This window comes from Salinicola lusitanus, assembly GCF_038648475.1.
Lineage (GTDB): Bacteria > Pseudomonadota > Gammaproteobacteria > Pseudomonadales > Halomonadaceae > Salinicola > Salinicola lusitanus.
In genome coordinates this window covers 924,501-948,627 of the sequence record NZ_CP151919.1, presented here as the reverse complement: position 1 = coordinate 948,627, position 24,127 = coordinate 924,501, and the positions used below count along the sequence as shown (strand labels likewise).

Genomic DNA, 24,127 nt, shown 5'->3' with positions numbered 1-24,127 from the left:
CAGTTTTGCCTGACGACCATAGCGAGTGGGAACCACCTGATCCATGCCGAACTCAGAAGTGAAACCGCTTAGCGCCGATGGTAGTGTGGGGTCTCCCCATGTGAGAGTAGGTCATCGTCAGGCACTTATTTCGAACCCCGGCCATTGGTCGGGGTTCATTCGTTTAGGGGCCTCCCCTGGACCCGTTCGTCGGGAACGAGCGGGAACCGCTTCAGCGGGCCCGAAGGGCGAGTCTCGGGAGGAGACGAGTCAGTCGCGGAGCGCCGTCCAGCCCCTATCTGGCTTCTATCTCGAACCCCAGCCTCGATCGAGGCTGGGGTTTTGTCTTTCCCGGTGGATCATCGCTACGAGCTACGAGCTACGAGCTACGAGCTACGAGCTACGAGCTACGAGCTACGAGCTACGAGCTACGAGCTACGGGCGACGGGTGGCGTTATCGATAAACTGCGAACTTCGCTAGAATGTCGGTTTTGTCACTAGGCGTATCCTGATGAGTATCGGTGACCTGATTCGTTTGCTCAGTGACGGCAACTACCATTCCGGCCAGCAGTTGGGTGAGCGTCTTGGTGTGTCGCGTACTGCAGTCTGGAAACAGCTCAAGAAGCTGGAGGCGATGAACCTGCCGCTGGAGGCGGTCAAGGGGCGGGGTTATCGGCTGGTCAACCCGCTGGATTCGCTTGACGGCGCCTGTATCGTTTCCCGGTTGTCGGCCGAAACCCGGCATCATCTCAAACGGCTTTTCGTCGAGGATGTTCTCGACTCCACCAACACGTTTCTGCGGGATCGCTTCCGCCATGGCGCGGGTCACGGCGAGGTGTGCCTTGCGGAGAGCCAGACTGCGGGGCGAGGCCGCCGAGGGAAGGTTTGGAGTACCGGCTGGGGGGAGAGCCTGATCCTGTCGCTGGGTTGGCGGTTCGAGTCCGGCGTGGCAGCGCTCGAAGGGCTGAGCCTCGCCGTCGGGGTGGTTCTGGCCAACGTCGTCGGTGACCTGGGTGCCGATGTTGCCCTGAAATGGCCCAACGACGTCCTGCTTGCCGTCGATGACGAATGGCAGAAACTTGCCGGTATCCTGCTCGAAGTGACTGGAGACGTGGAAGGGCCTTGCGAAGTGGTCATTGGCATCGGTCTCAACGTCTCTGCAAGCGATGCCGTCCGAGAAGCTGCGGGGCAGCCGGTGGGCGCGCTCGCCGACGTGGTGCAGGCGCCCAAACGCAATTATGTCGCGGCGGCGCTGATCGAGTCGCTGCTGATGATGTTGCCCGAGTTCGAGCGCCAGGGTTTCGGCGCCTGGCGAGCAGACTGGAACAGGCGGCATGCCTATGCGGGCCGATCCATTCGTATTCACCAGGGCTCTACTTCCTATATCGCCGAAGCGGTCGAGGTGGACCCTAGCGGCAATCTGATCGTGAAGACCGAAGCTGGGGAGCAGGCTCTCACGGGGGGCGAGATAAGCATTCGGCCGGAGTGATCCGATCAGCAACCGGCGACGGGCGTGTGGGGGATCGCCGCCACATGGCATGGGTAGGCAGGGAGGCGTCGAAAAGATGGCATTCGCGCTTGCATTCGGTGCCCTGCTTTGACACAATGCGCCCCGCTTTGCGCGCAAGGCCATTGATATCCGAGCCTGTTATCGCAATAAAAACAGACGCTTGACATCAATGAGGGGCAGTGTAGAATCTGTCGCCGTCATGGAGAGGTTCCCGAGTGGCCAAAGGGAGCAGACTGTAAATCTGCCGCGAAAGCTTCGAAGGTTCGAATCCTTCCCTCTCCACCAGTTTTATTGCAGTAGTTTTGCCGGTCTGTTTCGGCAAGCCGGATCAGAGCGGGTAGGCGGGTATAGTTCAATGGTAGAACCTCAGCCTTCCAAGCTGATGGTGTGGGTTCGATTCCCACTACCCGCTCCATTTGATGTTGAAGTGATTTAGGCTCATGTAGCTCAGGGGTAGAGCACACCCTTGGTAAGGGTGAGGTCGACGGTTCAATTCCGTCCATGAGCTCCATTTCAATCATCGATGCGGATGTGCGAAAGGCGAGCCAGGAGCTCGCTTTTTTGGTGAAAAAGAAAAATGCCGGATGGGATTGCTTTTCCTGGCATCTCTTCGCTATCATAGCGCCCTCCTAATTTCCGGGTGCTTCTCGGAAGTATAGTTGCAGGCCAGTAGCTCAATTGGCAGAGCAGCGGTCTCCAAAACCGCAGGTTGGGGGTTCGATTCCCTCCTGGCCTGCCAGTCTTCCCCAGGCTGGCTTGTATTTGATATCTTGTCTTGTTCGGTTATCGCGCCTTGAGTTGAGGAGTTTTCATGAAGCACAACGCCGAGGTGCAGGAGTCACGCTTCGACACTCCCAAGTGGATCGTCGTGGTGTTGCTGCTGGCAGTCGCGGTTGGCGGCAATGCGTGGTTCGCGGATCAGGCGTTGCTGTACCGCGTGCTGGGCGTCGTCGTCATTTGTGGTATTGCCGCCGCGATCGCCTTGACCACGGCAAAGGGGCAGGCATTGATGGATCTGGCGCGGGGTTCCAAGCGTGAGATTCAGCGAGTGGTCTGGCCGACCCGACAGGAGACCATCCAGACGACGTTGATCGTACTGGCGGCCGTTCTCGTCGTGGGGCTGCTGCTGTGGCTTATCGATACCGTCCTGGGTTGGGCGATGTCCGGAATCATTGGCTAGGAGTTTTCATGTCCAAGCGTTGGTACGTCGTTCACGCCTATTCCGGTTTCGAGAAGCAGGTGATGCGCTCGCTGATCGAGCGGGTAAAGCTCTACGAGGTCGAAGATCAGTTCGGTGACATTCTGGTGCCGACCGAAGAAGTCGTCGAGATGCGTGACGGCAAGCGCCGCAAAAGCGAGCGCAAGTTCTATCCCGGCTACGTGCTGGTCGAGATGGAGATGAACGAACAGACCTGGCACCTGGTCAACGAGACGCCGCGCGTGATGGGATTCATCGGCGGTACGCCGGAGAAGCCCGCCGCCATTACGCAGAAAGAAGCGGATGCGATCTTGCGCCGCGTCCAGGATGGTACCGACAAGCCACGCCCCAAGACACTCTTCGAGCCAGGCGAGACCGTTCGTGTCGTCGATGGCCCCTTCGCCGATTTCAACGGTGTCGTGGAAGAGGTCAACTACGAAAAGAGTCGCCTGCAGGTCAGCGTGCTGATCTTCGGGCGTTCGACGCCGGTAGAGCTGGAATTCGTCCAGGTGGTCAAGGACTGACCGGCGTTGCACTGAGTTCATCGCGGCGCCATTCGGTGCTGCGTTATCGTTGCCGGCCGTCGTGTCGGCTGAATTGGGGAGCCGCAAGGCGTCCGTACCCGACTGGAGTTCAAAATGGCTAAGAAAGTCCAGGCCTACATCAAGCTGCAGGTTGCAGCTGGCAAGGCCAACCCGAGTCCGCCCGTGGGTCCCGCGCTGGGTCAGCACGGCGTCAACATCATGGAATTCTGTAAGGCGTTCAACGCCGCGACTCAAGAAATTGAGCCGGGCCTGCCGACGCCGGTCGTGATCACGGTCTACTCCGACCGCAGCTTCACCTTCGTCACCAAGACGCCGCCGGCGGCCGTGCTGCTGAAGAAAGCCGCGGGTATCAAATCCGGTTCCGGCGTGCCGAACAAGACCAAGGTCGGCACCGTGACTCGTGAGCAGCTCGAGGAAATCGCCAAGACCAAGGAGCCGGACCTGACGGCTGCCAGTCTTGACGCCGCCGTTCGTACCATCGCTGGCAGTGCTCGCAGCATGGGCCTCAACGTGGAGGGCCTCTGATCATGGCAAAGCTGACAAAACGCGCTCAGATGATTCGCGAGAAGGTCGAGCCGGGCAAGGTCTACACCCTCGAAGAAGCCGTCGCCCTGCTTTCCGAGGTGTCCACGGTCAAGTTCAAGGAAGCCGTCGAGGTTTCCATCAACTTGGGTGTCGATCCGCGTAAATCCGACCAGGTCGTTCGTGGCGCCACCGTGCTGCCCAACGGAACCGGTCGTGACGTCCGCGTCGCCGTGTTCGCGCAAGGCGCCGCCGCCGACGCCGCCAAGGAAGCCGGTGCCGACATCGTCGGCATGGAAGATCTGGCCGAAGACGTCAAGAAAGGCAACATGAACTTCGACGTCGTCGTCGCCGCACCGGATGCCATGCGTGTGGTCGGCCAGCTTGGCCAGATCCTGGGGCCGCGCGGCCTGATGCCGAACCCGAAGGTCGGCACCGTGACGCCGGACGTCGCCACCGCGGTCAAGAATGCCAAGGCAGGTCAGGTCCGTTTCCGTACCGACAAGAACGGCATCATCCATGCCTCCATCGGTAAGGTCGACTTTCCCGCCGACGCGCTCAAGGGCAACCTCGAAGCGCTGGTCAACGACCTCAAGCGTCTCAAGCCGAGCACGTCCAAGGGCATCTATCTCAAGAAACTGACCCTGTCCAGCACCATGGGCCCGGGTCTGACCGTCGATCACAGCGCTTACGCGTGACCGACGACAACCAGGCAATAACTTTGCGGTCCCCGTGCGCTGTTTCGACGACTCGCGTCGTCCTGGCAGAGTGGGGCGGGGCACCGTCAAAGACCGCAGGTGACAGCGCTAGCCGCTGACTTAATGTCCCGAATGGGGGCCTGCGCAGATGGTGTTGCTCGCCGAGTCAGGTGTGCAGCCATCATCCAAGACTTTCATCGCTGTCAGATGAAAGAGATGGTAACCACCGGGTCGCGACGCCGTCGCCCCGGCACGAAGGAGTAACCACTGTGCCACTAGCACTCGAAGGCAAAAAAGCGATTGTTGCCGAGGTCAGTGAAGCCGCTAAGGACGCTCTTTCCGTCGTAGTTGCCGATTCTCGCGGTGTCACCGTTGGCGCAATGACCGATCTGCGCAAACAGGCTCGCGAGAATGGCGTCCAGATTCGTGTTGTCCGCAACACGCTGGCGCGCCGCGCGCTGTCAGGGACTTCATGGGAGTGCCTGAACGAGACTTTCGCAGGCCCGACGCTGTTGGCCTTCTCCTACGAGCACCCCGGCGCTGCCGCGCGGTTGTTCAAGGAGTTCGGCAAGACGCAGAAGGAGTTCGAAGTCAAGGCGCTGGCTTACGAAGGGGAGATGATCCCGGCTGCTGACATCGACCGTCTGGCAACGCTGCCGACTTACGACGAAGCGATCGCCAAGCTGATGTCCGTCATGAAGGAAGCTTCTGCCGGCAAGCTGGTTCGTACCCTCGCAGCACTTCGCGACCAGAAGCAGGAAGAAGCTGCCTGATTGGCAGCCTGTTCGCGCAGACTGGATCGACTGTTGAATCAATGAGCGCTTGGCCGATACCGGCTGGGGCTCCGCAAAGTTTAGGAATCTGAAAATGGCACTTTCTCAAGAAGACATCATCAACGCCGTTGCCGAAATGTCCGTGATGGAAGTTGCGGAACTGGTCTCTGCAATGGAAGAGAAGTTCGGCGTTTCTGCAGCAGCTGCTGTCGTCGCCGGTCCTGGCGGCGGCGGTGAAGCTGCGGCCGAAGAGCAGACCGAGTTCTCTGTCGTTCTGACCGCTGCCGGTGACAAGAAAGTCAACGTCATCAAGGTCGTTCGCGAAATCACCGGTCTTGGCCTGAAAGAAGCCAAGGGCGCTGTCGACGGCGCTCCGGCGACGTTGAAAGAAGGTCTGTCCAAGGACGACGCTGAAGAAGCCAAGAAGAAGCTGGAAGAAGCTGGCGCTTCTGTGGAGCTCAAGTAACTCTGTGCTCACGGCTTCACGCGCTGTGTAAGCGCCACGGCTGGTGGCGGGCCTACCCGCTGCCGGCCTTTTTCTGTTTTTGCTAGCCTGGCGTTAGTACGCCTGATCCGGGGTCGACCTCCCGGTTCAGGATTGTAGCCACTAGACGAATTCCGACGGCGAGCTCCCTGTGTTGGGAGGCTTGCCGTCAGCGCCTAACGGGGGTAGCCCGCGTTAGGGAGCGCCGACCACGCACCGGTCACCCATGGTGAACAAGCTGGGGAATACAGATGGCTTACTCATACACTGAGAAAAAACGCATCCGCAAGGATTTCGGCAAACTGCCTCAAGTAATGGATGTGCCCTACCTGCTGGCCATCCAGCTTGATTCCTATTACGACTTTCTCCAGCAGGACCGGGCGCCGGAAGAGCGTCTCGAGACCGGTCTCCATGCGGCTTTCAAGTCCGTATTTCCGATCGAGAGCTTTTCAGGGAATGCGGCGCTCGAGTATGTCAGTTATCGCTTCGGCACCCCGGCTTTCGACGTCAAGGAGTGCCAGCTGCGCGGCGTGACCTATTCGGCACCGCTGCGGGTCAAGGTTCGCCTGATCATCTACGACAAAGAGTCCTCGAACAAGGCCATCAAGGACATCAAGGAGCAGGAAGTCTACATGGGGGAGATCCCCCTGATGACCGAGAACGGGACCTTCGTTGTCAACGGTACCGAGCGTGTCATCGTCTCCCAGCTCCACCGTTCGCCGGGCGTGTTCTTCGATCACGACAAGGGCAAGAGCCACTCCTCCGGGAAGCTGCTTTATTCCGCGCGGATCATTCCTTACCGCGGCTCCTGGCTGGATTTCGAGTTCGATCCGAAGGACAACGTCTTCGTGCGTATCGACCGTCGCCGCAAGCTGCCGGCGACCGTGCTGATGCGCGCGCTCGGCATGAGCGCCGAGGAGATCCTCGATACCTTCTTCGACACCAGCACTTTCCATATCGAAAGCGACGGCATTTTCGTCGAGCTGGTGCCGTCACGGTTGCGTGGTGAAACCGCGACCTTCGACATCAAGGGTACCGACGGCAACGTCATCGTCGAGGAAGGTCGCCGCATCACCCAGAAGCACATCCGTCAGCTGGAAAGCGCCGGAATCGAGCGCTTGCAGGTGCCGATGGACTATCTGTTCGGCAAGACGCTGGCCAAGGATCAGGTCGATGCCAATACCGGCGAACTGATCTGCGAGTGCAATACCGAGCTGACGCCGGAGCTGGTCGAGAAGCTGGGGCAGGGCGGTGTCACCAAGCTGGAGACGCTCTACACCAACGATCTCGACGCGGGCTCGTTCATCTCCGATACGCTGAAGGTGGACACCACTCGCTCCGCGCTGGAAGCGCTGGTCGAGATCTACCGCATGATGCGCCCGGGTGAGCCGCCGACCAAGGAAGCGGCCGAGACGCTGTTCCACAACCTGTTCTTCACCGAAGACCGCTACGACCTGTCGGGCGTCGGCCGGATGAAGTTCAACCGTCGTCTGCGTCGCGAGGCCGACACCGGCTCCGGCGTGCTCGACAACCAGGACATCCTCGATGTCCTCAAAGAGCTGATCAACATTCGTAACGGCTTCGGCGAAGTCGACGACATCGATCACCTGGGCAACCGTCGTATCCGCTGTGTCGGCGAGATGGCGGAAAACCAGTTCCGCGTCGGTCTGGTGCGTGTCGAGCGTGCGGTCAAGGAGCGTCTCTCCATGGCGGAGAGCGAAGGCCTGATGCCGCAGGACCTGATCAACGCCAAGCCGGTGGCGGCCGCGGTCAAGGAGTTCTTCGGCTCCTCGCAGCTGTCCCAGTTCATGGATCAGAACAACCCGCTCTCCGAGGTCACCCACAAGCGTCGTGTCTCCGCGCTTGGGCCGGGCGGCCTGACCCGCGAGCGGGCCGGTTTCGAAGTGCGCGACGTTCACGCCACGCACTACGGCCGGCTGTGCCCGATCGAGACGCCGGAAGGTCCGAACATCGGTCTGATCAACTCCCTGGCGACCTACTCCAAGACCAACAGCTACGGTTTCCTCGAGACGCCGTATCGCAAGGTCGTGGATCGTCAACTGACCGACGAGATCGTCCATCTGTCGGCGATCGAAGAGGGCGACTTCATTATCGCCCAGGCTTCGGCGACGGTCGACGAGAGCAACAAGTTGATCGACGATCTGGTCCAGGTCCGCCACAAGGGCGAGACCACCTTCATGGCGCCGGACAAGGTGACCCTGATGGACGTGTCGCCGCGCCAGGTGGTGTCGGTCGCGGCCGCGCTGATCCCGTTCCTCGAGCACGACGACGCCAACCGCGCGTTGATGGGCTCGAACATGCAGCGTCAGGCGGTACCAACCCTGCGTGCCGACAAGCCGCTCGTCGGCACCGGGATGGAGCGCTTCGTAGCGCGTGATTCCGGCGTCTGCGCCGTGGCCCGTCGTGGCGGCGTGATCGATTCCGTCGACGCCAAGCGCGTCGTGGTCCGGGTCAACGAAGACGAGATCATCGGTGGCGAAGCCGGTGTCGACATCTACAACCTGACCAAGTACGTGCGTTCCAACCAGAACACCTGCCAGAACCAGCGCCCGATCGTGCGCCCGGGCGACCAGGTGGCACGAGGCGATATCCTCGCCGATGGCCCGTCCGTCGACATGGGTGACCTGGCCCTGGGCCAGAACATGCGTCTCGCGTTCATGCCGTGGAACGGCTACAACTTCGAGGACTCCATCCTCGTCTCCGAGCGGGTGGTCGAGGACGATCGTTTCACCACGATCCATATCCAGGAACTGACCTGTGTCTCCCGCGACACCAAGCTGGGTGCGGAAGAGATCACGTCCGATATCCCCAACGTGGGCGAGTCGGCGCTGGGCAAGCTGGACGAGGCCGGCGTGGTCTACATCGGCGCCGAGGTCGGTGCCGGCGACATCCTGGTCGGCAAGGTAACGCCCAAGGGCGAGACCCAGCTGACGCCGGAAGAGAAGCTGCTGCGGGCGATCTTCGGCGAGAAGGCGTCCGACGTGAAGGACACCTCGCTGCGCGCGCCGACCGGCATGCGCGGTACCGTCATCGACGTTCAGGTGTTCACCCGCGATGGCGTCGAGAAGGACTCCCGCGCGCTCTCCATCGAGCAGCAGCAGCTCGACGAGGTGCGGCGTGACCTGCAGGAGACCTATCGCATCGCCGAGGAAGCGACTTTCGAGCGTCTCCAGCGCACGCTGGACGGCCAGCCGGTCAATGGCGGGCCCAAGCTCAAGAAGGGCGATGTCCTGAGCGAGGACTACCTCGACGAACTGCCGCGTCAGCAGTGGTTCAAGCTGCGGATGCAGGACGAGACGCTCAACGAGCTCCTCGCCCAGGCCGACGAACAGCTGGAAAATCGCCGCAAGGAGATGGACGAGCGTTTCGAGGACAAGAAGCGCAAGCTCACCCAGGGCGACGACCTCGCGCCGGGCGTGCTCAAGATCGTCAAGGTCTACCTGGCGGTGAAGCGTCGCATCCAGCCGGGCGACAAGATGGCCGGGCGTCACGGTAACAAGGGTGTCATCTCCGCGATCATGCCGATCGAGGACATGCCGTTCGACGACAACGGCCAGCCGGTCGACGTCGTGCTCAACCCGCTGGGCGTACCGTCACGCATGAACGTCGGTCAGATCCTCGAGACCCACCTGGGCATGGCGGCTCACGGCCTCGGGGTCAAGATCGACCGGATGCTGCGCGACGCCCGTGAACAGCAGGTCAGCGAGATTCGCGGCTTCCTCAAGCAGGTCTACAACACCCAGGAAACGCGTCAGGAAGACATCGACTCCCTGACCGATGACGAGATCATCACCCTGGCCAAGAACCTGCGCGGTGGCGTGCCGATCGCGACGCCGGTGTTCGACGGCGCCAAGGAGCACGAGATCAAGCATCTGCTGAAGCTCGCCGATCTGCCGGACTCCGGCCAGATGACGCTCTACGACGGGCGTACCGGTGAATCCTTCGATCGTCCGGTGACCGTGGGCTACATGTACATGCTCAAGCTCAACCACCTGGTCGACGACAAGATGCATGCGCGTTCCACCGGCTCCTACTCGCTGGTCACCCAGCAGCCGCTGGGCGGCAAGGCGCAGTTCGGCGGACAGCGCTTCGGGGAGATGGAAGTGTGGGCGCTCGAGGCCTATGGCGCCGCCTACACCCTGCAGGAGATGCTCACCGTCAAGTCGGATGACGTCGAGGGTCGTACCAAGATGTACAAGAGCATCGTGGATGGCGACCACACCATGCAGGCCGGTATGCCGGAATCCTTCAATGTGCTGGTGAAGGAAATCCGCTCGCTGGGTATCGACATCGAATTGGAAAGCTAAGACCGGCACAGTCGATCGATAGCGACGGTTTGCGGGGCGAGCGAGTGATTCGCGGCCCCGCTCATGACAACTCCGCAACGGAGCGATCCCATGAAAGATTTGGTGAAAGTCCTCAAGTCACAGGCGCAATCTGACGAGTTCGACGCGATCAAGATCACGCTCGCGTCGCCGGAGATGATTCGCTCCTGGTCATACGGCGAAGTCAAGAAGCCGGAGACCATCAACTACCGTACGTTCAAACCGGAACGTGACGGGCTGTTCTGCGCCAAGATCTTCGGGCCGGTCAAGGATTACGAGTGCCTGTGCGGCAAGTACAAGCGCATGAAGCATCGCGGCATCATCTGCGAGAAGTGTGGGGTCGAGGTGACCAAGGCCGCGGTACGCCGCGAGCGCATGGGTCACATCGAGCTGGCCTCGCCGGTGGCGCACATCTGGTTTTTGAAGTCGCTGCCGTCACGCATCGGCATGTTCCTGGACATGACCCTGCGCGATATCGAGCGCGTGCTCTATTTCGAATCGTTCGTCGTGATCGATCCGGGCATGACCACCCTCGAGCGCGGCCAGCTGCTCAATGACGAGCAGTACTTCGAAGCGCTGGAAGAGTTCGGCGACGACTTCGACGCGCGCATGGGCGCCGAAGCCGTGCAGGCCCTGCTCAAGGATATCGATCTGGAAGAAGAGATCGAGCGGCTGCGCGAGGAGATTCCGCAGACCAACTCCGAGACCAAGATCAAGAAGCTCTCCAAGCGCCTCAAGCTGCTGGAAGCCTTCTACAAGTCCGGCAATGCGCCGGCCTGGATGGTCATGGAAGTGCTGCCGGTGCTGCCGCCGGACCTGCGTCCGCTGGTGCCGCTGGACGGTGGCCGCTTCGCGACCTCCGATCTCAACGACCTCTATCGTCGTGTGATCAACCGTAACAACCGCCTCAAGCGGCTGCTCGACCTCAATGCGCCCGACATCATCGTGCGCAACGAGAAGCGCATGCTGCAGGAGTCGGTGGATGCGCTGCTCGACAACGGTCGCCGCGGTCGTGCCATCACCGGTTCCAACAAGCGCCCGCTGAAGTCGCTCGCCGACATGATCAAGGGCAAGCAGGGGCGTTTCCGTCAGAACCTGCTGGGCAAGCGCGTCGACTACTCCGGTCGTTCGGTCATCACCGTGGGTCCGACCCTGCGCCTGCACCAGTGCGGTCTGCCCAAGAAGATGGCGCTGGAGCTGTTCAAGCCGTTCATCTATTCCAAGCTGCAGGGCAGCGGGCAGGCGTCCACGATCAAGGCCGCCAAGAAGATGGTCGAGCGCGAGCTGCCGGAAGTGTGGGACATCCTCGCCGACGTCATCCGCGAGCATCCGGTGCTGCTCAACCGCGCCCCGACCCTGCACCGTCTCGGCATCCAGGCGTTCGAGCCGCTGCTGATCGAAGGCAAGGCGATCCAGCTGCATCCGCTGGTCTGCGCCGCCTACAACGCCGACTTCGACGGCGACCAGATGGCCGTTCACGTACCGCTGACGCTGGAGTCCCAGCTCGAGGCGCGTGCGCTGATGATGTCGACCAACAACGTGCTGTCGCCGGCCAACGGCGAGCCGATCATCGTGCCGTCCCAGGACGTCGTGCTCGGTCTCTATTACATGACCCGCGAGCGGATCGGCGCCAAGGGTGAAGGCAAGGCGTTCGCCAACCTCAACGAGCTGGATCGCGCCTTCGCGACCCAGAACGTGTCGCTGCACGCCCGGGTCAAGGTACGCCTGACCGAGTGGCTGTCCGACGAGAAGGATGGCGAGATCACCGAGCTGACCGAGACCGTCTCGATCAAGGACACCACCGTCGGCCGGGCGCTGCTGTTCCGCATCCTGCCGAATGGGATGCCGTTCGAGCTGGTCGACCGCCCGATGAAGAAGAAGGCGATCTCCGGTCTGATCAACGAAGTCTACCGCCGCACCGGCCTCAAGGACGCGGTCATCTTCGCCGACCAGCTGATGTATACCGGCTTCCGTCTGGCGACCTGGTCCGGCGCCTCCATCGGCGTCAACGACTTCGTCATCCCGGATGCCAAGGCCGAGATCGTCGACGCGGCCGAGGACGAGGTCAAGGAGATCGAGGACCAGTTCTCCTCCGGTCTGGTGACCGCGGGCGAGAAGTACAACAAGGTCATCGATATCTGGTCCAAGGCCAACGACAAGGTGGCCAAGGCGATGATGGCGGGTATCTCGAAAGAGACCGTGACCGATCGCGACGGCAACCAGGTCGAGCAGGACTCGTTCAACAGCGTGTTCATCATGGCTGACTCCGGTGCCCGTGGTAGCGCGGCCCAGATCCGTCAGCTCGCCGGCATGCGTGGCCTGATGGCCAAGCCGGACGGCTCGATCATCGAAACGCCGATCACCGCCAACTTCCGTGAAGGTCTGAACGTACTCCAGTACTTCATCTCGACCCACGGCGCGCGTAAGGGTCTGGCGGATACGGCCCTCAAGACCGCCAACTCCGGTTACCTGACCCGGCGTCTGGTCGACGTGGCCCAGGACCTGGTCATTACCGAAGAGGATTGCGGCACCGAAGAGGGCCTCACCCTGCACCCGGTGATCGAGGGCGGCGACGTCATCGTCTCGCTGGCCCAGCGTGTGCTCGGCCGAGTCGTGGCGCAGGACGTCATCGATCCACAGACCGACGACGTGCTGATCCCGCGTGGCACCCTGCTCGACGAAGCCTGGTGCGAGCGTCTCGACACCATGGGTGTCGACGAGATCATCGTGCGCAGCCCGATCAGCTGCGAGACGTCTCATGGCGTCTGTTCGGCCTGTTACGGTCGTGATCTGGCCCGTGGCCATCAGGCCAACATCGGCGAGGCGGTGGGTGTCATCGCTGCCCAGTCGATCGGTGAGCCGGGTACCCAGCTGACCATGCGTACGTTCCACATCGGTGGTGCGGCATCGCGGGCCTCGGCGGTGGACAGCGTGCAGGTCAAGCACGGCGGCAGCGTACGCCTGCACAACATCAAGTCGGTCGAGCGCGCCGATGGCAAGCTGATCGTGGTTTCCCGCTCCAGTGCCCTGGCCGTCGCCGACGACCACGGCCGTGAGCGCGAGTACTACAAGCTGCCCTACGGCGCCGAGCTGTCGGTCAAGGACGGCGATCACGTCGAAGGCGGCCAGATCGTCGCCAAGTGGGATCCGCACACCCACCCGGTCGTCGCCGAGGTGCAGGGCAAGGCGCAGTTCACGGACATGACCGAAGGTCTGACCATGACCCGCACGGTCGACGAAATGACCGGCCTGTCCAACATCGAGGTGATCGAGTCGGCAGCACGTCCGGCCTCCGGCCGCGACAAGCGCCCGATGATCATGCTGGTGGGCGAGGACGGTCAGCACGTCACGCTGCCGGGCTCCAACACGCCGGTGCAGTACCTGATGCCTGGCCGTGCCATCGTTGCGGTGGAGAACGGCACCGAGATCGGCGTGGGTGAAGTGATCGCGCGTATCCCGCTGGAAGCGTCCGGCAACAAGGACATCACCGGTGGTCTGCCGCGCGTCGCCGACCTGTTCGAGGCGCGCAAGCCGAAGGAGCCCTCCATCCTCGCCGAGATCAGCGGTACGATCAGCTTCGGCAAGGAGACCAAGGGCAAGCGTCGTCTGACGATCACGCCGGAAGAGGGCGATCCGTTGGAGATGCTGATCCCGAAATGGCGCCAGATCGGGGTGTTCGAGGGCGAGACGGTCGAGAAGGGCGAAGTCATCTCCGATGGCCCGAGCAACCCGCACGACATTCTGCGGCTGCTGGGCGTGGCGGAGCTGGCCAAGTACATCACCGTCGAGATCCAGGACGTCTATCGCCTGCAGGGCGTGAGCATCAACGACAAGCACATCGAAGTCATCGTGCGTCAGATGCTGCGCAAGGTCGAGATCACCGACGCTGGCGATTCGACCTTCATTCCGGGCGACCAGGTCGAGCTGGTGCGGGTGCTGGAAGAGAACGCTCGTCTCGAGCAGGAAGAGAAGTTCCCGGCCAAGTACGAGCGGCTGCTGCTGGGTATCACCAAGGCCTCGCTGGCCACCGAGTCGTTCATCTCCGCGGCCTCGTTCCAGGAGACGACTCGCGTGCTGACCGAAGCCGCGGTGACGGGCAAGCGCGACTACCTGCGCGGCCTGAAGGAAAACGTGGTGGTGGGACGCCTGATTCCGGCCGGGACCGGGCTCGCCCACCACGACGAGCGGCGTCGCAAGCGCGAGGAGTCCGAGCGCACGCTGCAGCCGTCGGCGTTCGATGTCGAGCAGGAGCTGGGTGCCCAGCTCACCGCGCTCGATGCCGATGACGACGATCTATAGGTCGTGATCCCGGGCCGCCCACCTTCGGGTGGGTGGCCTTGACGGGTCTCATGACAACTGATTAGAATGCGCAGCCTTTATGTAGGGGTAGTGCAAGCGATTCATGCACGAACACCCCGGCATGAGGCAAGGCAACCCATTGGAGTCAGCTAAACATTATGGCAACGATTAACCAGCTCGTGCGCAAGCCGCGCAAGCGCCCCGTCGAGACAAGCGACGTGCCGGCGCTGCAGGCTTGCCCGCAACGTCGTGGGGTCTGCACCCGCGTCTACACCACCACGCCCAAGAAGCCGAACTCGGCGCTGCGTAAGGTGTGCCGCGTGCGCCTGACCAACGGCTACGAAGTCAGCTCTTACATCGGCGGTGAAGGCCACAACCTGCAGGAGCACTCCGTGGTCCTGATCCGTGGCGGTCGCGTCAAGGATTTGCCGGGTGTGCGTTATCACACTGTGCGCGGTGCGCTCGACACCTCCGGTGTCCAGAACCGTAAGCAGGGCCGTTCCAAGTACGGCACCAAGCGTCCCAAGTCCTGATCCGGACGCCGTCACCATTCATTATCGGTCAGATAAGAGTAAGGTCGGCCGCTATCGCCCACCCGCGATGAGCCGTGTCGGGTTTACCTGAACGACCCTTAACTAGAGGGCTTATCATGCCAAGAAGAAGAGTTGCCGCTAAGCGCGAGATCCTTCCCGATCCCAAGTTCGGAAGTGAGCGCCTGGCCAAGTTCATGAACCACCTGATGATCAGCGGCAAGAAGTCCGTGGCTGAACGTATCGTTTACGGCGCGTTGGACCGGGTTGCCGAGCGCAGTAACGAAGCGCCGCTGGACATCTTCGACAAGTCGCTGGAGGCCATTCAGCCGATGGTCGAGGTCAAGTCTCGCCGCGTCGGTGGTGCGACTTACCAGGTGCCGGTCGAGGTTCGTCCGTCACGTCGCCAGGCGCTGGCCATGCGCTGGTTGGTCGATGCCGCCCGCAGCCGTGGTGAAAAGACCATGGTGCAACGTCTTGCTGGCGAAATGCTGGACGCCGCCGAAGGTAAAGGCGCTGCTGTGAAGAAGCGTGAAGACGTGCACCGCATGGCAGATGCCAACAAGGCCTTCTCTCACTACCGCTTCTAATCAACGGGGACTTCCATCGTGGCACGCAAGACACCACTCAAGCGTTATCGCAACATCGGTATCGTTGCCCACGTCGACGCTGGCAAGACGACGACTACCGAGCGTGTCCTGTTCTATACCGGCCTGTCCCACAAGGTGGGCGAGGTTCATGAAGGCGCTGCCGTCATGGACTGGATGGAGCAGGAGCAGGAGCGTGGCATCACGATCACCTCCGCGGCGACCACCTGCTTCTGGCAGGGCATGAGCAAGCAGTTCGACGAGCACCGCATCAACATCATCGATACGCCGGGGCACGTCGACTTCACGATTGAAGTCGAGCGTTCGCTTCGCGTTCTGGATGGCGCGGTCGTCGTGCTGTGCGGCTCTTCCGGCGTGCAGCCGCAGACCGAGACTGTCTGGCGCCAGGCCAACAAGTACGAAGTGCCACGCATGGTGTTCGTCAACAAGATGGACCGTGCCGGCGCCGACTACTACATGGTGCTGGACCAGCTGAAGGATCGCCTGGGCGCCAACGTCGTTCCGATCCAGATCAACTGGGGCGCGGAAGACGAGTTCAAGGGCGTGGTCGACCTCATCCAGATGAAAGCGATTCTCTGGGACGAGGAAAACTTCGGCATGAACTACGAGTTGGTCGATATTCCGGCCGACCTGCAGGAGACTGCCGAGAAGTACCGCGAGCAGATGGTCGAGGCTGCTGCCGAAGCCAACGAAGAGCTGATGGACAAGTACCTCGAAGAGGGCGACCTGTCCATCGCGGATATCAAGGCCGGTCTGCGCGCGCGTACCCTGGCCAACGAGATCGTTCTCGTGACTTGCGGTTCCGCGTTCAAGAACAAGGGCGTTCAGGCCGTTCTGGACTGCGTCATCGAATACCTGCCGTCGCCGACCGAAGTCAAGGCGATCGAGGGCGAGCTCGATGACAAGGATGGCACCATCGCCACGCGTGAAGCGGATGACAGCGCGCCTTTCGCGGCGCTGGCATTCAAGATCGCCACCGACCCGTTCGTCGGGACGCTGACCTTCATGCGCGTCTATTCCGGTGTGCTGAAGTCCGGCGACAGCATCTTCAACTCCGTGAAGTCGAAGAAAGAGCGTGTCGGCCGTATCGTCCAGATGCACGCCAACTCGCGCGAAGAGATCAAAGAGGTCTATGCCGGCGACATCGCTGCCTGTATCGGTCTCAAGGACGTCACGACCGGCGACACCCTGTGCGACCTGAACGACAAGATCGTTCTCGAGCGGATGGAGTTCCCGGAGCCGGTCATCTCGGTCGCCGTCGAGCCGAAGTCCAAGCCCGACCAGGAGAAGATGGGCGTCGCCCTCGGCAAGTTGGCGCAGGAGGATCCCTCCTTCCGCGTTCAGACCGACGAGGAAACGGGACAGACCATCATCTCGGGCATGGGCGAGTTGCACCTCGACATCATCGTCGACCGCATGCGTCGCGAGTTCAAGGTCGAGGCCAACATCGGCAAGCCGCAGGTTGCCTACCGTGAAACCATCCGCCAGTCGGTGGAGCAGGAAGGCAAGTTCGTTCGTCAGTCGGGCGGTCGCGGCCAGTACGGTCACGTCTGGTTGCGCATCGAGCCGCTGACGGCCGAAGACAAGGGCGAGGACGAGGAGATGTCCTTCAAGTTCGCGTCCGAGATCGTCGGCGGTGTCGTACCCAAAGAGTACGTGCCGGCCGTCGAGAAAGGGGCTTACGAACAGCTCAAGAACGGCGTTATCGCGGGTTACCCGATGATCGACGTCAAGGTGACGCTGTTCGACGGCTCCTACCATGACGTGGACTCCAACGAGACTGCGTTCAAGGTCGCCTCGTCCATGGCGATCAAGGAAGGTGCTCGTAAGGCTAAGGCCGTGTTGCTCGAGCCGGTAATGAAGGTCGAAGTCGTGACTCCCGAGGATTTCATGGGTGATGTCATGGGCGACCTCAACCGCCGACGTGGCCTTGTGCAGGGCATGGATGACTCCTCTTCTGGCAAGGTCATTCGCGCCACGGTTCCGTTGGCTGAGATGTTCGGTTATGCAACCGATCTCCGTTCTCAGACCCAGGGACGCGCAAGCTACACCATGGAGTTTGCGAATTACGAAGAGGCGCCCTCCAGCGTCGTTGATGCCGTCATCAATCAGAACGGTTAACCGTTAGCTAACGTAAAGAGGTTATAGCAGTGGCTAAGGCAAAATTTGAACGCTCCAAACCGCACGTCAACGTCGGCACCATCGGTCACGTCGACCACGGTAAAACGACTCTGACGGCAGCTCTGACCCGTGTCTCCGCCGAAGTCTTCGGTGGCGAATGGCGTCAGTTCGACTCCATCGACAACGCTCCGGAAGAGCGCGAGCGCGGTATCACCATCGCGACCGCTCACGTCGAGTATCAGTCCGAAGTTCGCCACTACGCGCACGTCGACTGCCCGGGGCACGCCGACTACGTCAAGAACATGATCACCGGTGCTGCGCAGATGGACGGCGCCATCCTGGTCTGCTCCGCAGCCGACGGCCCGATGCCGCAGACTCGCGAGCACATCCTGCTGTCTCGCCAGGTTGGCGTTCCGTACATCGTCGTGTTCCTGAACAAGGCCGACATGGTCGATGACGAAGAGCTGCTCGAGCTGGTCGAGATGGAAGTTCGCGAACTCCTGAACGAGTACGACTTCCCGGGCGACGACACCCCGATCATCATCGGCTCCGCGCTGATGGCGCTGGAAGGCAAGGATGACAACGGCATGGGCACCACCGCCGTTGCCAACCTGATCAAGTCGCTGGACGAGTACATTCCGGAGCCGGAGCGTGCCATCGATCAGCCGTTCCTGATGCCGATCGAAGACGTGTTCTCCATCTCCGGTCGCGGTACGGTCGTTACCGGTCGTGTCGAGCGCGGTATCGTCAAGACTGGCGACGAAGTCGAGATCGTCGGTATCCACGACACCACCAAGACCACCGTTACCGGTGTCGAGATGTTCCGCAAGCTGCTCGACGAAGGTCGTGCTGGCGAGAACGTCGGTGCGCTGCTGCGTGGTACCAAGCGTGACGACGTCGAGCGTGGTCAGGTCCTGGCCAAGCCGGGCACCATCACGCCGCACACCAAGTTCGAAGCCGAAGTCTACGTCCTGTCCAAGGAAGAAGGTGGTCGTCACACCCCGTTCTTCAAGGGCTATCGTCCGCAGTTCTACTTCCGGACCACTGACGTGACCGGTACCTGTGAACTGCCGGAAGGCGTCGAGATGGTCATGCCGGGCGACAACGTCCAGATGGTCGTGACGCTGATCGCTCCGATCGCCATGGAAGACGGCCTGCGCTTCGCTATCCGCGAAGGCGGTCGTACCGTCGGCGCTGGCGTGGTCGCCAAAATCATCGAGTAACACTTTCGGTGATTGCCAAGGAAGGGGCGCTGACGCGCCCCTTTTTCTATGTGGATTCGGTAGCCTTGGGTGGAGAGGGTGTTTGACTCTCGATCGGGGCTCTCCTATAATGCGCGTCCTTTGAACGCGTGGGTCGACGGCTCGCGCCGTCAGCATCCAGTGGAGCATAAGGTAAATGCAGAACCAGAAGATTCGCATTCGGCTGAAAGCGTTTGACCATCGGCTGATCGATCAGTCGGCTCAGGAGATCGTGGATACGGCCAAGCGCACTGGCGCCCAGGTACGTGGTCCGATCCCGCTGCCGACGAATCGCGAGCGTTACACCATCCTGATCTCTCCGCACGTCAACAAGGATGCGCGTGATCAGTATGAGATTCGCACGCACAAGCGCGTTCTCGATATCGTCGAGCCGACGGAAAAGACCGTCGACGCGCTGATGAAGCTCGATCTCGCCGCCGGCGTTGACGTGCAGATTAAACTCGACTGAAACCAACACTAGACACTAGCGGACGCTGAGTTCGACAGCATCCGCCGCGTCGTGAGACGCCACACAATGTGCTAGTGGAATGCTCTGGAAAGGGCAGCCATAGCGGGTGATAGCCCCGTACACTAAAGGAGACTGAACATGACTATCGGTTTGGTCGGTAAGAAGGCGGGCATGACCCGTGTCTTCACCGAAGATGGCGCATCCGTGCCCGTAACCGTTATCGAGGTTGAGCCCAACCGCATCACTAGCGTCAAGACCGTTGAGTCTGACGGCTACCGTGCGGTGCAGGTTACAACTGGCTCCCGCAAAGCCAAGCACCTCTCCAAGGCGATTGCTGGTCAATACGCCAAGGCGGGTGTCGAGGCAGGCCGTTCCCTGATGGAGTTCCGTCTCTCCGAAGACGATGAGACTCCCGAGCTGGGCGGTTCCTTCACCGTATCCCTCTTTGAAGCTGGTCAGAAGGTCGATGTGACCGGTACGTCCAAGGGCAAGGGCTTCCAGGGCGCCGTCAAGCGCTGGAACTTCCGTACCCAGGACAACACCCACGGTAACTCGCTGTCCCACCGTGCGCCGGGCTCCATCGGTCAGTGCCAGACCCCAGGCCGTGTTTTCAAAGGCAAGAAGATGGCTGGTCAGCTGGGTAACGAGCGCGTCACCGTCCAGACCCTGGAAGTGGTACGTATCGATGCCGAGCGTAATCTTCTGTTGATCAAGGGCGCCGTGCCCGGTGCACCCGGCAGCGATGTCGTCGTGCGCAGTGCCGTGAAAGCTCGCTGAGGGGACTGAGACCGATGAATCTGAATCTCGTAGGTGCCGCAGGCACCGTCGAAGTGTCCGAAGAGACCTTTGGCAAAGACTTCAACGAAGCGTTGGTGCACCAGGTCGTTACCGCCTATCTGGCGGCAGGCCGCCAGGGTACCCGTGCTCAGAAAAACCGTTCCGACGTTCGTGGCGGCGGCAAGAAGCCGTGGCGTCAGAAAGGCACCGGCCGCGCGCGCGCCGGCACCATCCGCTCGCCGCTGTGGCGCAGTGGTGGTGTCACCTTCGCCGCTCGCCCGCAGGATTACACGCAGAAGGTCAACCGCAAGATGTACCGTGCGGCGATGCGTTCGATCCTGTCCGAGCTGGTTCGCCAGGAGCGTCTGATGCTGGTCGAAGAGTTCGCCGTTGAAGCGCCCCGTACCAAGGAATTGGTCGGCAAGCTCAACGAGCTGAAGCTCGAGAAAGTGCTGATCGTCACCGAAGAGATCGACGAGAAGCTCTATCTGGCCGCGCGCAACATCCCCAACGTCGATGTGGTCGATGCTGCGGCAGCCGATCCGGTCAGCCTGATCGCCTTCGACAAGGTGCTGATGACCGTCTCCGCTCTGCGTAAATTCGAGGAGAAGCTGGGATGAACCAGGAACGCGTATACAAGGTTCTGCTCGGACCTCACATGACCGAGAAGGCCGCGCTCGCCGCCGAGAACAATCAGTACGTGTTCAAGGTGGCCCAGGACGCGACCAAGCCCGAGATCAAGAAGGCCGTCGAAGCGCTGTTCGGCAAGAAAGTCGCCGGTGTTTCCGTGCTCAACGTCAAGGGCAAGACCAAACGCACTCGCTTCGGCACTGGTCTGCGCAAGGGTTACCGCAAGGCGTACGTGACCCTGGCTGCGGGCGAGACGCTCGAAGACTTCTCTGGCGCCGAGTAAGGCAGGAGTACGGATCATGGCAGTAGTCAAGACAAAACCCACTTCCGCCGGTCGTCGTCACGTCGTCAAGGTCGTCAACGACGAGCTCTACAAGGGTCGCGCCTACGGTGCGCTTGTCGAGAAGCAGTCGAAGTCGGGTGGTCGTAACAACAATGGCCGTATCACCACGCGTCACGTGGGCGGCGGTCATCGTCAGCACTATCGTTTGATCGATTTCAAGCGCACGAAGGACGGCATCAAGGCCGCCGTCGAGCGTATCGAATACGATCCGAACCGTAGCGCCAACATCGCGCTGCTGAAGTACATGGATGGCGAGCGCCGCTACATCATCGCGCCCAAGGCCCTCAAGGCCGGCGACGTGGTGGAGTCCGGTGTCAACGCCGCCATCAAGCGCGGCAACGCGCTGCCGCTGCGCAACATCCCGGTCGGCTCCACGGTGCACTGCATCGAACTGAAGCCGGGCAAGGGTGCGCAGATCGCGCGTAGTGCCGGTGCCAGCGCTCAGCTGGTGGCTCGTGAAGGCAACTACGCAACCTTGCGTCTGCGCTCCGGCGAGATGCGTCGCGTGCTGTCCGAGTGCCGCGCTACCTTGGGTGAAGTCGGTAACTCAGAGCACAGCCTGCGTCAATTGGGCAAGGCCGGTGCGAAACGTTGGAGAGGGGTGCGCCCGACTGTTCGCGGTGTCGCAATGAACCCGGTGGACCATCCGCACGGTGGCGGTGAAGGCCGCACCAGTGGCGGTCGTCATCCGGTCAGCCCGTGGGGGATTCCCACCAAGGGCCACAAGACCCGCAAGAACAAGCGTACCGACAAGCTCATCGTTCGTCGCCGCAAGTCCAAGTAACAGACATTAAGAGGTAACGGCTGTGCCACGTTCACTGAAGAAAGGTCCTTTTATCGACCTTCATCTGTTGAAGAAGGTCGACGTCGCAACGGAAAAGAACGATCGCAAACCGATCAAGACCTGGTCGCGTCGTTCGATGATCCTGCCCAACATGGTCGGGCTCACCATTGCGGTACATAACGGTCGCCAGCATGTCCCGGTGCATGTTTCCGAGGAGATGGTCGGCCACAAGTTGGGCGAGTTCGCCGCTACCCGCACTTATCGCGGTCATGCAGCGGACAAGAAAGCCAAACGGTAAGCCAAGAGGATTAAGAGATGGAAGTCGCTGCTAAGTTGCGTGGCGCGAGCTTATCCGCCCAGAAGGCCCGTTTGGTGGCTGACCAGGTGCGCGGTAAGCCGGTCGCCGAAGCGCTCGACGTGCTGACCTTCTCGCCGAAGAAGGCCGCGAAGTTGGTCAAGAAGGTGCTGCAGTCCGCGATTGCCAATGCGGAAGAAAACAACGGCATGGACATCGACGAGCTGCGTGTCTCGACCATCTGTGTCGATGAGGGCATGACGCTCAAGCGCATTCAACCGCGCGCCAAAGGCCGTGCGGATCGCATTCTGAAGCGCACCTGCCACATCACCGTCAAGGTAGCCGAGAAGTAGGAGTCGACCAGATGGGTCAGAAAGTCAATCCAGTCGGTATCCGACTGGGCATCGTCAAGGATCACACCTCGGTCTGGTATGCCGAGCGCGGTGCCTATGCCGACAAGCTGAACAACGATCTGGAAGTGCGTCGCTATCTCGAGGAGCGTCTCAAGAACGCTTCCGTCAGCCGCATTACCATCGAGCGTCCGGCCAACAACGCCCGGATCACCATTCACACTGCCCGTCCGGGTATCGTGATTGGCAAGAAGGGCGAGGACGTCGATCGTCTGCGCCAGGATGTCACCCGCATGATGGGTGTGCCTGTGCACGTCAACATCGAAGAAGTCCGCAAGCCGGAACTGGATGCCGCCCTGGTCGCGCAGAACATCGCCGGTCAGCTCGAGCGTCGCGTGATGTTCCGCCGCGCCATGAAGCGCTCCGTCCAGAACGCGATGCGTCTGGGTGCCGGCGGCATCAAGGTGCAGCTCTCCGGTCGTCTCGGTGGTGCCGAAATCGCACGTACCGAGTGGTATCGCGAAGGCCGCGTGCCGCTTCATACACTGCGTGCCGATATCGATTACGCCACCTATGAAGCCCACACCACCTACGGCGTCATCGGCGTCAAGGTCTGGGTCTTCAAGGGCGAAATCCTCGGGGGCATCGAAGAGGTGCGTGCCAAGCAGAAGCAGCAAGCTCAGGCGCCCGCATCGAAGAAGAAAGGTTCCAGGTAAGGGGAGACTGATCGATGTTGCAACCCAAGCGTACAAAGTTCCGCAAGGTGCAGAAAGGTCGTAACCGCGGCCTGGCACATCGCGGCAGCAAGGTGAGCTTCGGGGACTTCGGTCTCAAGGCCACCGATCGCGGTCGTATCACCGCACGTCAGATCGAAGCGGGTCGTCGTGCAATCACCCGTCACGTCAAGCGTGGTGGCAAGATCTGGATCCGCGTATTCCCGGACAAGCCGATTACCAACAAGCCTCTCGAGGTTCGTATGGGTAAAGGTAAGGGTTCCGTCGAGTACTGGGTAGCCCAGATTCAGCCGGGCAAGGTGCTCTACGAAATCGAGGGTGTTTCCGAAGAGCTGGCGCGTGAAGCCTTCTCTCTGGCGGCCCAGAAGATGCCCATCTCCACCACCTTTGTGAAACGGACGGTGATGTGATGAAAGCCAACGAAATGCGTGAAAAGTCAGTCGATGCGCTGCAGGAGCAGCTGTTCGAATTGCTCCGCGAGCAGTTCAACCTGCGCATGCAGAAGGCCACCGGCCAGCTGAGCCAGACGCACCTGCTCAAGCAGGTTCGTCGCGACATCGCTCGCGTCAAGACTGTGCTCAACCAGAAGGCAGGTGACCAATAATGGCTGAAGCAAGCAAAGCTCGGACGCTCACCGGCAAGGTCGTGAGCGACAAGATGGAAAAGTCGATTGTCGTATTGATCGAGCGCCGCGAGCGTCATCCGATCTACGGCAAGTACATGAAGCGCTCCACCAAGCTGCACGCCCACGACGAGACGAACCAGGCCAAGTTCGGCGATACGGTTTCCATTCAGGAATGCCGTCCGCTGTCCAAGAAGAAGGCCTGGACGTTGGTCGAGGTGGTCGAGCAGGCCAAGGGCTGAGCCCGACAGGCGCCTTCTGAACCAGTG

At 61.2% G+C, this 24,127-nt stretch carries 24 protein-coding genes, 4 tRNA genes and 1 rRNA gene; all 29 read left to right on the top strand.

Features of this window, described 5'->3' with window-relative positions; translation table 11 throughout:
- Positions 1-8: 8 nt before the first annotated feature.
- The 29 genes from rrf (at position 9) to rpsQ (ending at position 24,100) form a co-directional block, all read left to right on the top strand.
- Positions 9-123: ribosomal RNA gene (gene rrf, locus AAGT95_RS04460) — 5S ribosomal RNA — on the top strand.
- 367 nt (positions 124-490) lie between these two features.
- Complete coding sequence (locus AAGT95_RS04455; protein ID WP_342595662.1) at positions 491-1,468, top strand: biotin--[acetyl-CoA-carboxylase] ligase; 978 nt, start codon at positions 491-493, stop codon at positions 1,466-1,468.
- A 222-nt stretch (positions 1,469-1,690) separates the two neighbouring features.
- Positions 1,691-1,774 (top strand) — tRNA-Tyr (locus AAGT95_RS04450).
- A 56-nt stretch (positions 1,775-1,830) separates the two neighbouring features.
- A tRNA-Gly gene (locus tag AAGT95_RS04445) sits at positions 1,831-1,904 on the top strand.
- Between the two features lie 21 nt (positions 1,905-1,925).
- Positions 1,926-2,000: transfer RNA gene (locus tag AAGT95_RS04440), tRNA-Thr, on the top strand.
- 152 nt (positions 2,001-2,152) lie between these two features.
- A tRNA-Trp gene (locus tag AAGT95_RS04435) sits at positions 2,153-2,228 on the top strand.
- A gap of 72 nt (positions 2,229-2,300) precedes the next feature.
- Positions 2,301-2,669 carry a preprotein translocase subunit SecE gene (secE, locus tag AAGT95_RS04430; protein ID WP_110603280.1) on the top strand — a complete coding sequence of 123 codons (369 nt, stop codon included), beginning with the start codon at positions 2,301-2,303 and terminating at the stop codon, positions 2,667-2,669.
- An 8-nt stretch (positions 2,670-2,677) separates the two neighbouring features.
- Entirely contained in the window at positions 2,678-3,211 is a 534-nt protein-coding gene (gene nusG, locus AAGT95_RS04425; RefSeq protein ID WP_110603282.1) for a transcription termination/antitermination protein NusG, read from the top strand.
- A gap of 114 nt (positions 3,212-3,325) precedes the next feature.
- On the top strand, positions 3,326-3,757 hold the full coding sequence (gene rplK, locus AAGT95_RS04420; RefSeq protein ID WP_110603284.1) for a 50S ribosomal protein L11: 432 nt from the start codon (positions 3,326-3,328) through the stop codon (positions 3,755-3,757).
- A 2-nt stretch (positions 3,758-3,759) separates the two neighbouring features.
- The gene (rplA, locus tag AAGT95_RS04415) at positions 3,760-4,452 is read left to right on the top strand and encodes a 50S ribosomal protein L1 (RefSeq protein ID WP_110603286.1); all 693 of its coding nucleotides are present in this window, start codon (positions 3,760-3,762) and stop codon (positions 4,450-4,452) included.
- A gap of 269 nt (positions 4,453-4,721) precedes the next feature.
- Positions 4,722-5,225, top strand: coding sequence for a 50S ribosomal protein L10 (rplJ, locus tag AAGT95_RS04410; protein ID WP_110603288.1), 504 nt, complete (start codon positions 4,722-4,724; stop codon positions 5,223-5,225).
- A 94-nt stretch (positions 5,226-5,319) separates the two neighbouring features.
- Complete coding sequence (gene rplL, locus AAGT95_RS04405) at positions 5,320-5,691, top strand: 50S ribosomal protein L7/L12 (RefSeq protein WP_110603290.1); 372 nt, start codon at positions 5,320-5,322, stop codon at positions 5,689-5,691.
- A gap of 269 nt (positions 5,692-5,960) precedes the next feature.
- A complete protein-coding gene (gene rpoB, locus AAGT95_RS04400) occupies positions 5,961-10,037 on the top strand; it encodes a DNA-directed RNA polymerase subunit beta (RefSeq protein WP_110603292.1) in 4,077 nt (1,358 codons plus the stop codon).
- 90 nt (positions 10,038-10,127) lie between these two features.
- Positions 10,128-14,354: a DNA-directed RNA polymerase subunit beta' gene (gene rpoC / locus AAGT95_RS04395; RefSeq protein ID WP_342595661.1), complete on the top strand. Its 4,227-nt coding sequence runs from the start codon at positions 10,128-10,130 to the stop codon at positions 14,352-14,354.
- A gap of 158 nt (positions 14,355-14,512) precedes the next feature.
- Positions 14,513-14,887 carry a 30S ribosomal protein S12 gene (gene rpsL / locus AAGT95_RS04390; protein ID WP_110603295.1) on the top strand — a complete coding sequence of 125 codons (375 nt, stop codon included), beginning with the start codon at positions 14,513-14,515 and terminating at the stop codon, positions 14,885-14,887.
- A 116-nt stretch (positions 14,888-15,003) separates the two neighbouring features.
- Positions 15,004-15,474 carry a 30S ribosomal protein S7 gene (gene rpsG / locus AAGT95_RS04385; protein ID WP_110603297.1) on the top strand — a complete coding sequence of 157 codons (471 nt, stop codon included), beginning with the start codon at positions 15,004-15,006 and terminating at the stop codon, positions 15,472-15,474.
- Positions 15,475-15,492: 18 nt separating this feature from the next.
- Positions 15,493-17,613, top strand: a complete 2,121-nt coding sequence (gene fusA / locus AAGT95_RS04380; protein WP_110603299.1) for an elongation factor G — start codon at positions 15,493-15,495, stop codon at positions 17,611-17,613.
- Positions 17,614-17,642: 29 nt separating this feature from the next.
- Entirely contained in the window at positions 17,643-18,836 is a 1,194-nt protein-coding gene (gene tuf / locus AAGT95_RS04375; RefSeq protein WP_110603301.1) for an elongation factor Tu, read from the top strand.
- A 175-nt stretch (positions 18,837-19,011) separates the two neighbouring features.
- Positions 19,012-19,323, top strand: coding sequence for a 30S ribosomal protein S10 (rpsJ, locus tag AAGT95_RS04370; protein WP_035470365.1), 312 nt, complete (start codon positions 19,012-19,014; stop codon positions 19,321-19,323).
- Positions 19,324-19,461: 138 nt separating this feature from the next.
- On the top strand, positions 19,462-20,100 hold the full coding sequence (gene rplC, locus AAGT95_RS04365) for a 50S ribosomal protein L3 (RefSeq protein ID WP_110603303.1): 639 nt from the start codon (positions 19,462-19,464) through the stop codon (positions 20,098-20,100).
- 14 nt (positions 20,101-20,114) lie between these two features.
- Entirely contained in the window at positions 20,115-20,720 is a 606-nt protein-coding gene (gene rplD / locus AAGT95_RS04360) for a 50S ribosomal protein L4 (protein ID WP_110603305.1), read from the top strand.
- A complete protein-coding gene (gene rplW / locus AAGT95_RS04355; protein WP_110603307.1) occupies positions 20,717-21,013 on the top strand; it encodes a 50S ribosomal protein L23 in 297 nt (98 codons plus the stop codon). The genes rplD and rplW overlap by 4 nt, the downstream gene beginning before the upstream one ends.
- Positions 21,014-21,029: 16 nt before the next feature.
- Entirely contained in the window at positions 21,030-21,857 is an 828-nt protein-coding gene (gene rplB, locus AAGT95_RS04350) for a 50S ribosomal protein L2 (RefSeq protein WP_110603309.1), read from the top strand.
- Between the two features lie 22 nt (positions 21,858-21,879).
- Entirely contained in the window at positions 21,880-22,155 is a 276-nt protein-coding gene (rpsS, locus tag AAGT95_RS04345) for a 30S ribosomal protein S19 (RefSeq protein ID WP_075563680.1), read from the top strand.
- Between the two features lie 17 nt (positions 22,156-22,172).
- Positions 22,173-22,505, top strand: coding sequence for a 50S ribosomal protein L22 (gene rplV, locus AAGT95_RS04340; RefSeq protein ID WP_035470378.1), 333 nt, complete (start codon positions 22,173-22,175; stop codon positions 22,503-22,505).
- Between the two features lie 11 nt (positions 22,506-22,516).
- Complete coding sequence (gene rpsC / locus AAGT95_RS04335) at positions 22,517-23,218, top strand: 30S ribosomal protein S3 (protein WP_110603311.1); 702 nt, start codon at positions 22,517-22,519, stop codon at positions 23,216-23,218.
- A 14-nt stretch (positions 23,219-23,232) separates the two neighbouring features.
- Positions 23,233-23,646: a 50S ribosomal protein L16 gene (rplP, locus tag AAGT95_RS04330; protein WP_035470382.1), complete on the top strand. Its 414-nt coding sequence runs from the start codon at positions 23,233-23,235 to the stop codon at positions 23,644-23,646.
- On the top strand, positions 23,646-23,840 hold the full coding sequence (gene rpmC, locus AAGT95_RS04325) for a 50S ribosomal protein L29 (protein WP_071230713.1): 195 nt from the start codon (positions 23,646-23,648) through the stop codon (positions 23,838-23,840). Before rplP ends, rpmC begins: the two co-directional genes overlap by 1 nt.
- Complete coding sequence (gene rpsQ / locus AAGT95_RS04320) at positions 23,840-24,100, top strand: 30S ribosomal protein S17 (protein WP_110603312.1); 261 nt, start codon at positions 23,840-23,842, stop codon at positions 24,098-24,100. The genes rpmC and rpsQ overlap by 1 nt, the downstream gene beginning before the upstream one ends.
- The last annotated feature ends 27 nt before the right edge of the window (positions 24,101-24,127 follow it).